The organism is Variovorax sp. JS1663 (assembly GCF_002157355.1).
GTDB lineage: Bacteria > Pseudomonadota > Gammaproteobacteria > Burkholderiales > Burkholderiaceae_C > Variovorax.
In genome coordinates, this window is record NZ_LYMK01000001.1 from 187,771 (window position 1) to 200,300 (window position 12,530).

Consider the following 12,530-nt stretch of genomic DNA (forward strand, 5'->3'; position numbering starts at 1 on the left):
CTTCAGTGCGTGTACTCACGTAAGACATGCTCGGCTTGCTTGAATCCCTTGTCGGCCGCACGCTTGAGCAAGGCAATCGCCTTCTCGGTGATCCTGCCGCCCTTGAATTCGCGCAATGCGAACGTGTAGAGCGTCTCGGGATGCTCCTGCTGGAATGCTCGCTGATACCACTGCTCGGCGGCTTGCTTGTCCTGCGCGTAGCCATACTGACCGGTCTCCAGATACCACGCCAGATGGTGTTGCGCATCGCCATGACCACCTTCAGCCGCGGTCTCCAGCCAATGGTTGGCTTGGGCGATATCGATCGATATCAAGTTCCCCCACCGAAACTTGCAACTCAATTCCCATTGCGCTTCGTTGTCTCCGCCTTGGGCCAACAATTCGAGCCGACGCATCAACTCGTTGCTACGCTTCAAATCAACCTTTGCACCTTCGCCATTGCGATACCACAAGGCCGCAAGGTAGCAAGCGACAGGGTCGCCATGCTCGGCACAGTTTTCCATCAACCGCAATGCCTCCTCGTTGCGGTCTTCGTCGTAGGCGTTCATGGCAGCCATGAACTGCGCAGATCGGCTCATCACTCGTTTCCTCTCCCCCCACTTCCACCGCCGCCGGGGCGCATGGGGATCAAACGCAAAAGCTGATTGCTTGTTGGCACACCGCGATGGAAGATCTCTCGGTTGACGCGATCGAAGAATTTCTTCTGGCCGCCTGTCAAGTTGTCGCATGCCCGCTGCATTTGCTTGCTGCTGTCAAAGATGCGTTGGTCGCCGGGCGTGAGCGGCTTCCATGTTTCCGAGGATAAGCGCGCTTCTCGCCCTGCGCTATCCCGCAAATGCATGTGATAGCTCTCGCCGGGGCCTTGCCTTGCGTGCTCGATACCGCCGGCTTGTGGACCAGGGTACGAATGGAAAGTGACGCCATCACCTTCGTAGATCTTCATCAACCCATCCGGATCGATGAAGCTCAGTGGATTCGCATCCACATACCCGAACCCATTCCATCCTCCGGCGAGCCCTATGGGGTCGAACTGCGTGTACCGCCCAGTCCTTGGGTCGAGGCTGCGGAAGTAGTTGTACAAGAGCCCGCTTTCCTTGTCGTAGTACTGACCTGGCCAACGCAGGTTGAACACGAATTCAGCAAAGCTCGTGACGCCCGGATTCGGATTGATCTCTAGGTTCGCAAACCGGTACTTCGCGATGGTGGGCTTCTCATCCCCGAAGGCCGAGTAGCTCCACTGCCAGACCGGCTGGCCGTTGCTGTCGGTCAGGCGCCTCGGCGTGTTGAGGTGGTCGCTGTGAACGGCGTAAAGGTTGCCGTTGATCACCGCCGCGATTGGCATCGGCCCTCTGGCCGTGGGCAGGTAGATGTACTGCGTGCTGCCCGTGCTGTTGGCCCCGCCCGTGCCCGTCTCCGCGAGTAGGCTCCCGTCCTCGTCGTACATGAACGCAAAGCCCTGCTTCTCCCACTCGCTGGTGTTCGGCCCCCACATCCTGGTGAAGAACCCCATCAGGCTCTGGAAGAAGCCAGGATCGTTCTCGTCACCCTCGCTCGGCGGATACAACGGCTCTGTCTTGAAGACCCGTTGTCCCAGCGCGTTGTGCGCATAGCGCGTGGTCGGACTGGTGTCGGTGGCCCCGGTCGTGACGGCGCTCAGCCGTCCTTCGGCGTCGTAGCTGTAGGTCCTCAGCCCATCGCCGGTCAGATCGCCGTTGGCGTTGTAGTTGTACTGCACTGTCGTGACCGTGCCGCCAGTGGCCTGGCTGAAGGCGCGGTGCTGGTTGCTGCCGGCCTCCAGCCTGTAGCGCCGGCCGGTGGCCTGTCCGTTGATCGTCCTGTTGCTCGCGCTGCGATTGCCGTTGGCGTCATACGCGAAACTCGTCTGGCTTGCCGTGGTATTGAATCCGGTGATGCGCCCCACTGCGTCATAGCTCACGTTCCAGGTGGTGTCGGCCGCAGTGATGCTGCTGTGGGTCGGATCGCTGTCTCCCGGCTGCAGCAGCTTCTGCGTCAGGCTGGTGATGCGCCCGGCTGCGTCGTGAACGTAGCTGCTGAACTCGGTGGCAGTGAGTCGCCCAGCCGTGTCATAGCTGCGATTCGCGGTGAGATTGCCCGCAAAGGCCCAGTTCCAGGCCGTGGGCTGGCCCATCGGATTCCAGGCCAGACCTGCGACGAGCGGGTTGCCATTCCTGTTGATCTGGATGATGCGGCCGGTGGCATCGTACTGGTAGTCCAGTTGCGATCCATCGGGATAGGTGATGCCGGAGAGCTGGCCGGCAGGGGTGTAGCCATAGACGACCCGCTGGCTCAGGCCGTTGGCCAAGGTCTGGATCTGGATGCGGATCCGGCCGAACACATCCCGCGTGTAGGTGGTGGTACCGCTGCGGTCTGTGAAGGACGTGAGGTAGCCCTTGGAGCCCTTGGCCTTGTCGTAGACCAGGGTGGTGGTCTTGCCGTCGGCGAAGGTGATCGAGGTCGGGCGGCCCAGGAGATCGCGCTGGATCCGGGTGGCCTGGCCCATCGCATCGGTGATGGTGCTCGGCAGGCCCAGGGTGTCGTACTGGGTGCTCTGGCTGCCGATGTCGGGGCTGGTCTCCGACATGGCGTTGCCCAGGGCATCGCGGGCGTATGTGGTCGTCACGCCCTTGAAGTCGCTGGCCCGGGTGACGGCATCGAGGGCGTTGTAGCCGAGGGTGGCCGTGGCGTTGGCTGCGTTGGTGATGGCCGTCACGCGGCGCAGCGGATCCAGGCCGTACCGGGCGCTCTGGTTCAGGCCATTGGTCTCGGAGACCCGCTCACCGTTGGCGTCGTACGCGAAGCTGCGGGTCTGGTTGGAGCCGTCGGTGCTGGCGGCGAGGCGGTTGAGGTTGTTGATGCTGCGCGCCACCGTCCAGGCCACCGCGCTGGCGCTGTTCCTGACCTGCTCGCCCACTCGATTGCCCATCGCATCGAGGGTGTAGCTGCCGCGCTCGCCGCGGTTGTTGCTCCAGCCGGTCAAGCGGTGGGCAGCGTCGTAGGTGTAAGAGAGCGACAAGCCATCGGGCTGGGTCAGGGTATCGAGCAGGCCCGTGGGCTGGTAGGTCAACGTGGTGGGCAGCTGGTTGCCGACGGTCCTGGTGAGGAGGCGATCCCGGGTGTCCCAGGTGTAGGTGGCGACCAGGCCGTTGGGGGCGACGGTGCTGGTGAGGCGGTTGGCGCTGTCGTAGGCGTACTGGGTGATGTGGCCCAGGGCGTTGGTGGACTTCACCAGGTTGCCTCGGGTGTCGTACTCGAAGGTGGTGAGGGCGCCGTTGGGTGCGGTCTCGGTGGCGACCAGGCCCTGGGCGTTCCAGGTCCAGCGCCAGGTGCGGGTGGTGTTGGGCGAAGAGGCGGTGTCGGTGATGGCCTGCGAGAGGGTGTTGCCCTTGTCGTCGTACGTGTAGGCGGTGGTGCGGCCAGCCTCGGTGACCAGCACGGGCAAGGAGAAGGAGGGATGCCACTGCGTGGTGACGGTCTGCGCTTCGGGCGTGCCGGCGGCGCGTGTGACCGAGATGGGCAGGCGGCGGGCCACATCCCAGGTGGTGGTGGTGACGACCCCCTTGAAGTCGGCCTCGCTGATGATCAGGCCGTTGGCGTCCTGCACGCGGCTGGACGCATCCGAGTCTCCAGTACCGGAAGGAAGAGAGGCAGCGGTAACTGCCAGCTTGGCCTTGGCGGTGCCGTAGCTATAGCTCCGGCTGGTTCCCAGGGGATCGACAACAGTTGCTGTGCCGGCAGACGGATAGCTGACCTGGTAGCGCTCGGCCGAGCCGGCCAACTCGGTGCTGATCGCCCGGCCCTGTGCGTCATAGGCGAAGGTGCTCCAGCGTGCGCCGGTTTCGTCCAGGATGCCGGTGAGCGCCTGAGGGAAGGTGGGGGCCTCGTAGAGGAAGGTGCGGGTCTTGCCATCCGGATAGGTCACTGCAGAAAGGCGCGCCTGGCTGTCGTAGGCGTAGCCAATGACGCGGCCATCGGGGGTGGTGACGGTGGTGAGCTGGCCATTGGCGTTGTACGCCAATGCCAGGCTGCGGCCGAAGCCGTTGCCGATGGTGGCGAGCTGGCCGGCGGCGTTGTACGCATAGGTGGTACCCCAGCCGTTGCGCTGAAATTTCGCTTGCAGCCTGCCGGTGCTGTCGAAGGTCCAGCTCGTGTCGTCATCGGCCCGCCGGTAGGTCCATGTGTCGCCAGGGCCCTGCTCCAGGCGATCGGCATGGTCGTTGGCGATCCAGACCGAGGCGCCCGCTGGCTTGGCAAAGGTTCGACGGCTGCCGTCGGGCATGGCAATGGCGACTTCAGTTGGCACCAGCGCCGGTGTTGCGCTCAGGCGAGCGCCGTGGTTGTGGGTCCAGACGGCGCCCAGGCCAGGGTCGGTCTGGGCGACATGGCTGGCCCGGTTGCTGCGGTAGGTGCGCTGCAGATTGAGCGGGGAAGGACCGGAGTCTGTCCAGTCGATTTCCGAGCGGTACTTCTCGGCGGTGGCGGGGAGGATGGGGTTGCCGGAGAACAAGCCGTCTGCTCGGCACGCTCGATCCGCAGGGGGCTCGGGCGGCGAGTTCTCGATGCACGCTTCTGCGGGGACACGTGCCTGAGGATTCGGTTTGTATCCCGGATTGCATTGACACGACGCGGGATGGGGAGAGGGCTCCTCTCGCGGGCGCGAGTTTGGATCTTCGCAGTTGATGATTTCAACGGTGAATGAGCCAATGGATTGCCCGGACGACGAGTTGAAATACTCGCAACTCCCCTCTCGGTTTGGAGGAATTATGTGGGACAGGAAGAAGTGGCCAGGGGGAGTCCACGCGGTGCAGAATTCTTCGATGGACTCGTAAAACGGCAGGGGTCGGTCGAACCAGCGGTTGTAGTACCAGAGCTTCGCATGCACCTGGCCCGAAAAACACGCAAGCATGATGAGCGCGACGTGCCATAGTCTTTTGTTGATCATTCCGCTCCCTGGGTTGTTGCTGCCCGAACATGGGCGGCGAGACCCTAAAGCACGCTGATGGAAATACGCGCTCGCTGCAACAAAGTGCGAGAAATAGTCTTGCAGTGATGGGGCTCAGCCCGCCGCTTCCAGCCGCCGCCCATAGACCTCCAGGCTCGCCTCCTTCAGCGCCCGCAGCATCACCTTCGCCGCCGGCGAGAGCAGCCGGTCGGTGTGGGTGATGATGCCGAAGGCATCCATGTGGCAGGGCACCGACACCGGCAGCACCACGCCCATGCCATGCGCGGCGTAGTAGCGCGCCACGTCGGTCGCCAGCACCGCCAGCATGTCGCTCTGCTGCAGCATGCGCGTGAGGAAGAGCAGGGCGGCGGTCTCGATCACGTTGATCGGCGGCGCCAGCCCCTCCTCCCGGAACATCAGCTCGAAGCGGTGCCGCAGCACGCTGCCGGCCGGCGGCACGATCCAGCCCGCGCCCACCAGGTCGCGCAGCGTGAGGCCGCTGATCGCCAGCAGCGGGTGGCCGGGGCGCACCAGCGCCGACACCGGCTCCTCGGTCAGCGGCTCGTAGCGCAGCTTGGCCTTGTCGTGCTCGGCGGACAGCCGCGCCACCAGGATGTCGAGCTTGCCCTGCTCGAAGCGCTCCATCAGCACCGCGCTGGTCTCGATCTCCAGCGCCACGCGCAGTTGGGGCTGGTCGCGCTTGACCAGGGCGATGGCCGGCGGCATCAGCGTCAGCCCCGGCGCGGTGATGGTGCCCACGCTGACCTGGCCGAAGCGCCCGGCCTTGAGCGCGGTGAGCTCGTCGTGCGCCTCGTTCAGGCTGGCCAGCGCCATGCGGGCGTGGCGGATCATGCTCTCGCCGTACCAGGTCGGCCGCATGCCGCGCGGCAGGCGCTCGAACAGCGGCACCTCCAGCACGTCCTCCAGGTCCTTCAGCAGTTTCGAGGCGGCGGGCTGCGTCATGTTCAGCACCTGCGCCGCGCGGTGGATGTTGCCTTCTTCCGCCAGCGCGACCAGCAGCAGCAGCTGCCGCGTCTTGAGTCGCGCGCGGATGAACCAGTGGGTGTAGTTCGTCATCGGGTTTTCGCCAATCCTGTTTCTGGCATCGATTCGATCCAAATCTTGATTGGAAAGATATCGGTGCCATTCCTAAACTGCGCCGCACTCCCATCCATTGGAATCACGACGTTGAAGCGCAGTCCCGAGGTCCCGCACAGCGTGCGCCACTACATCAATGGCCGCTGGGAGACGGGCGTGACCACCGGGCGCAGCACCAACCCCTCGGACCTGCGCGAGACGGTGGCCGAATACGCACGGGCCGACCGCAGCCAGACCGAGCAGGCGGTCCGCGCCGCCGCCGATGCCCTGCGGGCCTGGAGCATGACCACGCCGCAGCGCCGCGCCGATGCGCTGGACCAGATCGGCAGCGAGATCCTGGCGCGCCGCGACGAGCTGGGCCTGCTGCTGGCGCGCGAGGAGGGCAAGACCCTGCCGGAGGCCGTGGCCGAGGCCGCGCGCGCCGGCCAGATCTTCAAGTTCTTCGCCGGCGAGGCCTTGCGCGTGGGGGGCGAGAGCATCGCCTCGCTGCGCCCCGGCGTGCACGTGGACGTGTCGCGTGAGCCGGTGGGCGTGGTCGCCCTGATCGCACCCTGGAACCTGCCCCTGGCGATCCCGGCCTGGAAGATCGCGCCGGCGCTGGCCTGCGGCAACGCGGTGGTGTTCAAGCCCTCCGAGCTGGTGCCGGCCTGCGGCTGGGCCCTGGCCGAGATCATCAGCCGCGCCGCGCTGCCGGCGGGCACCTTCAACCTGGTGATGGGCAGCGGCCGCGAGGTGGGGCAGGCGCTGGCGGAGCATCCGCTGGTCGATGCCGTCAGCTTCACCGGCTCGGCCGCGAACGGCGAGCGCGTGCTGCAGGCTACCGCCGCGCGCCGCGCCAAGGTGCAGCTGGAGATGGGCGGCAAGAACCCCCTGGTCGTGCTGGCCGATGCCGACCTGGAGCTGGCCGTGGATTGCGCGGTGCAGGGCGCCTACTTCTCCACCGGCCAGCGTTGCACCGCGTCGAGCCGCCTGATCGTCGAGGCGGCGGTCCACGATGCCTTCGTCGCACGGCTGAAGCAGCGCATCGCCGCGCTGAAGGTCGGCCATGCGCTGGAGCCCGGCGTGGACATCGGCCCGGTGGCCGACCGCAGGCAGCTCGAGCAGAACATCGCCGCCATCGAGGTCGCGCGCGAAGAGGGGGCCGAGCATGTCTGGGGCGGCGAGCTGCTGCAGCGCCCCAGCGAAGGCCACTACCTGAGCCCCGCGCTCTTCCTCGCGAAACCCGCGCACCGCATCGCCCGCGAGGAGGTCTTCGGCCCCGTGGCCTGCGTGCTGCGCGCCGACGACGCCGATCACGCGCTGGCGCTGGCCAACGACACGCCCTTCGGCCTGTGCGCCGGCATCTGCACCAACTCGCTGCGCCATGCGATGCACTTCCGCCGCCATGCGCGCGTGGGCATGACCATGGTCAACCTGCCGACCGCCGGCGTCGACTACCACGTGCCCTTCGGCGGACGCAAGGCGTCCGGCTACGGCGCGCGCGAGCAGGGCCGCCATGCCGCCGGCTTCTACACCACGGTGAAGACCGGCTACATCCGAGCCTGAACGAGTTCAACCAGAGCAACCAGGAGACATGAGATGAAACTGACCCGCCGCACATTGACCCTTGCCATGGCTGCCGCCTCGCTCGGCGCGCTCCTGCCGGCCACCGCGCTGGCGCAGAAGAAGATCGTCCTGGGCTTCAGCCAGGTCGGCGCCGAGAGCGAGTGGCGCACCGCCAACACCGAGTCCATCAAGTCGGCCGCCAAGGAGGCCGGCATCGAGCTCAAGTTCTCCGACGCGCAGCAGAAGCAGGAGAACCAGATCAAGGCCATCCGCTCCTTCATCGCGCAGAAGGTGGACGTGATCGCCTTCTCGCCGGTGGTGGAGTCGGGCTGGGAGACTGTGCTGCGCGAAGCCAAGGCCGCCAAGATCCCGGTGGTGCTGACCGACCGCTCCGTCAACACCAAGGACGACTCGCTCTACGTGAGCTTCATGGGCTCCGACTTCGTCGAGGAAGGCCGCAAGGCCGGGCGCTGGCTGGTCGAGAAGATGAAAGACCAGAAGGGCGAGGTCAACATCGTCGAGCTGCAGGGCACCGTGGGCTCGGCGCCGGCGATCGACCGCAAGAAGGGCTTCGAGGAAATCATCAAGGCCGACCCGAAGTTCAAGATCATCCGTTCGCAGACCGGCGACTTCACCCGCGCCAAGGGCAAGGAGGTGATGGAGGCCTTCCTCAAGGCCGACGGCAAGAAGATCAACGTGCTCTACGCGCACAACGACGACATGGCCATCGGCGCCATCCAGGCGATCGAGGAGGCGGGGCTGAAGCCGGCCAAGGACATCACCATCATTTCGATCGATGCGGTCAAGGGTGCCTTCGAGGCCATGATCGCCGGCAAGCTGAACGTCTCGGTCGAATGCAGCCCGCTGCTGGGGCCGCAGCTCATGTCCGCCGTCAAGGACATCAAGGCGGGCAAGGCGCTGCCCAAGCGCATCGTGACGGAGGAGACCATCTTCCCGATGGAAGTCGCCGCCAAGGAATTCCCGAAGCGAAAGTACTGAGCCCTCCCCCAGGCTCATCCAGTTCGAAGGAGACAAGCCCAAAATGAAACGCAACTTCCTCCAGTCGGCCCTCGCCCTCGCGGCCCTCGCCATTGCCGGCGCGGCAGGCCTTCCCTCGCTGGCGCAGGCCCAGGACAAGGGCCTGATCGCGATCTCGATGCCCACCAAGTCCTCGGCGCGCTGGATCGCGGACGGCTCCAACATGGTCAAGTACTTCAAGGAGAAGGGCTACAAGACGGACCTGCAGTACGCCGACGACGACATCCCCAACCAGCTCGCGCAGATCGAGAACATGGTGACCAAGGGCTCGAAGGTACTGGTCATCGCCGCCATCGACGGCACCACCCTGTCGGACGTGCTGCAGAAGGCGGCCGACAAGGGCGTGAAGATCATCGCCTACGATCGGCTCATCAAGGGCTCGAAGAACGTCGACTACTACGCCACCTTCGACAACTTCCAGGTCGGCGTGCTGCAGGCGCAGTCGATCGAGGCGGGGCTGGGCCTGAAGAGCGGCAAGGGCCCCTTCAACATCGAGCTCTTCGGCGGTTCGCCCGACGACAACAACGCCTTCTTCTTCTACAACGGCGCGCTGTCCGTGCTCAAGCCCTACATCGACAGCGGCAAGCTGGTGGTGCGCAGCAAGCAGATGGGCATGGACAAGGTGGGCACGCTGCGCTGGGACGGCGCGGTGGCGCAGGCGCGCATGGACAACCTGCTGTCGGCCTACTACGGCAAGGAGCGGGTGGACGCGGTGCTCTCGCCGTACGACGGCCTGTCGATCGGCATCCTGTCCTCGCTCAAGGGCGTGGGCTACGGCACGCCGCAGCAGCCGATGCCGGTGGTCTCGGGCCAGGACGCGGAGGTGCCATCGGTCAAGTCCATCCTGCGCAAGGAGCAGACTTCGACGGTATTCAAGGACACGCGCGAGCTGGCCAAGGTCACGGTCGCGATGGTGGACGCCATGCTGGCCGGCAAGACGCCGGAGGTGAACGACACCAAGACCTACAACAACGGCGTGAAGGTGGTGCCCTCCTACCTGCTCAAGCCGGTGAGCGTCGACGCCTCGAACTGGAAGCCGGTGCTGGTCGACAGCGGCTACTACAAGGAAAGCCAGATCAAGTGAGTGCGCGGCACGGCGGGCGGGCACGCCCGTCCGGTGCGGCCAAGGAGACCGATTGAGCGACGACGCCATTCTTCTGGAGATGCGCGGCATCACCAAGACCTTCCCCGGCGTGAACGCCCTGGACAACGTCAACCTCGCCGTGCGCGCGGCCGAGATCCATGCGGTGGTGGGCGAGAACGGTGCGGGCAAGTCCACGCTGATGAAGGTGCTCAGCGGCGTGTACCCCTGCGATTCCTACGCCGGCGAGATCCGCTTCGACGGCGAGCCCCGGCGCTTCCGCGGCATCGCCGACAGCGAGGCCCTGGGCATCATCATCATCCACCAGGAGCTCGCGCTGGTGCCGCTGCTGTCGATCGCCGAGAACATCTTCCTCGGCAACGAGACGGCGCGCCGGGGCATCGTCGACTGGGGCGAGGCCTGGCGCCGCACCGGCGAGCTGCTGGCGAAGGTGGGGCTGAAGGCCCGGCCGACCACCCTGGTCACGGACCTGGGCGTGGGCCAGCAGCAACTGGTGGAGATCGCCAAGGCGCTGTCGAAGAAGGTGCGGCTGCTGATCCTCGACGAGCCCACCGCCAGCCTCAACGAGAGTGACAGCGACGCGCTGCTGGCGCTCCTGCTGGAGCTCAAGGCGCAGGGCATCGCCTCGATCCTGATCTCGCACAAGCTCAATGAGATCGCCAAGGTGGCCGATGCGATCACCGTGCTGCGCGACGGCAGCACGGTCGAGACCATGGACTGCCGCGCCGCGCCGATCAGCGAGGACCGCATCATCCGCGGCATGGTCGGGCGCGACATGGCACACCGCTACCCCGAGCGCTCGCCTCGCATCGGCGAGCGCGTGCTGGAGGTGAGCGACTGGCGCGTGCACCACGCGCAGCACGCCGACCGCGAGCAGATCAAGGGCGTGGACCTGCACGTGTGCCGCGGCGAGATCGTCGGCATCGCGGGCCTGATGGGCGCGGGCCGCACCGAGTTCGCGATGAGCCTGTTCGGCCGCTCCTACGGCCAGCGCATCAGCGGCACGGTGCGCATGCACGGCAGGGAGGTCGACGTCAGCACCATCCGCAAGGCGATCGATCACGGCATCGCCTACGTCACCGAGGACCGCAAGGGCGCCGGCCTGGTGCTGGAGGAGGACATCCGCACCAACATCAGCCTGGCCAACCTCGAGGCCGTGTCGAGCGCGATGGTGATCGACGAGGGCCGCGAGTACCAGGTCGCGAGCGACTACCGCCGCGCGCTGCGCATCCGCAGCGCCGACGTCTACCAGCAGGTGGTCAACCTCTCGGGCGGCAACCAGCAGAAGGTGGTGCTGAGCAAGTGGCTCTTCGCCAACCCCGAGCTGTTGATCCTCGACGAGCCGACGCGCGGCATCGACGTGGGCGCCAAGTACGAGATCTACACCATCGTCGACCGCCTCGCGAGCGAGGGCAAGGGCATCCTGATGATCTCGTCCGAGATGCCGGAGCTGCTGGGCATGTGCGACCGGATCTACGTGATGAACGAGGGCCGCTTCGTCGCCGAATACCCGGCGGCAGAGGCCTCGCAGGAGCGCATCATGCGCGCGATCGTGAACTCGGGAGGTGGCGTCCATGGCCAATGAACTGCAGGCGGCCGAGGCCGCGCCGGGGAGCGCCACCAAGGCCACCCTCCACCCGGGATTTCTCAAGAACAACCTGCGCGAATACGGCATGCTGATCTCGCTGGTCGCGATCATGGTGCTGTTCCAGGTGCTCACCGACGGCACGCTGCTGCAGCCGCTCAACCTCACCAACCTGGTGCTGCAGAACAGCTACATCGTAATCATGGCGCTGGGCATGCTGCTGGTGATCGTGTCCGGCCACATCGACCTGTCGGTGGGCTCGGTCTGCGGCTTCATCGGCGCGCTGGCGGCGGTGCTGATGGTGGAGTACGAATGGCATTTCGTGCCGACCTTCATCGCCTGCCTGATCGCCGGCGGCGTGATCGGCGCGGCGCAGGGCTGGTTCGTCGCCTACTTCCGCGTGCCGTCCTTCATCGTCACGCTGGCCGGCATGCTGGTGTTCAAGGGGCTGGCACTGGCGCTGCTGGCGGGGCAGTCGGTGGGGCCCTTCCCGGTCGCCTTCCAGCGCCTGAGCTCGGGCTTCATCCCCGAGGCCCTGGCCGCCGACGGCCTGCGGCTGACCTCGCTCGCGCTCGGCGCGCTGGCGGCCGCGGCGCTGCTGTTCTTCAAGCTGCGCGGCCGGGCGCAGCTGGCGCGGCACGGCATGGAGACGGAGCCCTTCGCCTTCTTCCTGGTGAAGAACGTCGTCTTCGCCGCCATCATCGTTTTCTTCAGCTGGCTGCTGGCCTCGTACAAGGGCCTGCCCAACGTGCTGATCGTGATGGCGGTGCTGATCGTGGCCTACGACTTCGTCACCACCCGCACCACCGTCGGCCGGCGCATCTACGCGCTGGGCGGCAACGAGAAGGCGGCGCGGCTCTCGGGCATCCCGACGCAGCGCCTGGCCTTCCTCGCCTTCGTCAACATGGGCGTGCTGGCCGCGCTCGCGGGGCTGGTCTTCGCCGCGCGCCTGAACACCGCCACGCCCAAGGCGGGGCTGGGCTTCGAGCTCGACGTGATCGCCGCCTGCTTCATCGGCGGCGCCTCGGCCTCGGGCGGCGTGGGCAAGGTCATGGGCGCGGTGATCGGGGCCTTCGTGATGGGCGTGATGAACAACGGCATGTCCATCCTCGGCGTCGGCATCGACTACCAGCAGGTCATCAAGGGCCTGGTGCTGCTGGCGGCGGTGCTCGTGGACGTGTACAACAAGAACAAGTGAGGCC

General features: G+C 66.1%; 8 protein-coding genes. 5 read left to right on the plus strand and 3 right to left on the minus strand.

Annotated features, from left to right (window positions below; genetic code table 11):
- Nucleotides 1-2: 2 nt before the first annotated feature.
- The 3 genes from A8M77_RS01015 to A8M77_RS01025 form a co-directional block, all read right to left on the minus strand.
- Nucleotides 3-578: a tetratricopeptide repeat protein gene (locus A8M77_RS01015; RefSeq protein WP_158100859.1), complete on the minus strand. Its 576-nt coding sequence runs from the start codon at nucleotides 576-578 to the stop codon at nucleotides 3-5.
- Nucleotides 578-4,525 (minus strand): RHS repeat-associated core domain-containing protein, encoded by a 3,948-nt coding sequence (locus A8M77_RS01020; protein WP_158100860.1) that lies wholly within the window; start codon nucleotides 4,523-4,525, stop codon nucleotides 578-580. Before A8M77_RS01020 ends, A8M77_RS01015 begins: the two co-directional genes overlap by 1 nt.
- 549 nt (nucleotides 4,526-5,074) lie before the next feature.
- A complete protein-coding gene (locus A8M77_RS01025; protein ID WP_086919702.1) occupies nucleotides 5,075-6,037 on the minus strand; it encodes a LysR family transcriptional regulator in 963 nt (320 codons plus the stop codon).
- Between the two features lie 111 nt (nucleotides 6,038-6,148).
- Here A8M77_RS01025 and A8M77_RS01030 point away from each other — a divergent pair, with 111 nt between their 5' ends.
- The 5 genes from A8M77_RS01030 (at nucleotide 6,149) to mmsB (ending at nucleotide 12,526) form a co-directional block, all read left to right on the plus strand.
- The gene (locus A8M77_RS01030; protein WP_086919703.1) at nucleotides 6,149-7,603 is read left to right on the plus strand and encodes an aldehyde dehydrogenase family protein; all 1,455 of its coding nucleotides are present in this window, start codon (nucleotides 6,149-6,151) and stop codon (nucleotides 7,601-7,603) included.
- A gap of 33 nt (nucleotides 7,604-7,636) precedes the next feature.
- Nucleotides 7,637-8,602 carry an ABC transporter substrate-binding protein gene (locus A8M77_RS01035; RefSeq protein ID WP_086919704.1) on the plus strand — a complete coding sequence of 322 codons (966 nt, stop codon included), beginning with the start codon at nucleotides 7,637-7,639 and terminating at the stop codon, nucleotides 8,600-8,602.
- A 43-nt stretch (nucleotides 8,603-8,645) separates the two neighbouring features.
- On the plus strand, nucleotides 8,646-9,725 hold the full coding sequence (chvE, locus tag A8M77_RS01040; RefSeq protein ID WP_086919705.1) for a multiple monosaccharide ABC transporter substrate-binding protein: 1,080 nt from the start codon (nucleotides 8,646-8,648) through the stop codon (nucleotides 9,723-9,725).
- Between the two features lie 79 nt (nucleotides 9,726-9,804).
- Entirely contained in the window at nucleotides 9,805-11,328 is a 1,524-nt protein-coding gene (gene mmsA / locus A8M77_RS01045) for a multiple monosaccharide ABC transporter ATP-binding protein (RefSeq protein WP_086919915.1), read from the plus strand.
- Nucleotides 11,318-12,526, plus strand: a complete 1,209-nt coding sequence (gene mmsB, locus A8M77_RS01050; protein WP_086919916.1) for a multiple monosaccharide ABC transporter permease — start codon at nucleotides 11,318-11,320, stop codon at nucleotides 12,524-12,526. Before mmsA ends, mmsB begins: the two co-directional genes overlap by 11 nt.
- Nucleotides 12,527-12,530: the final 4 nt, after the last annotated feature.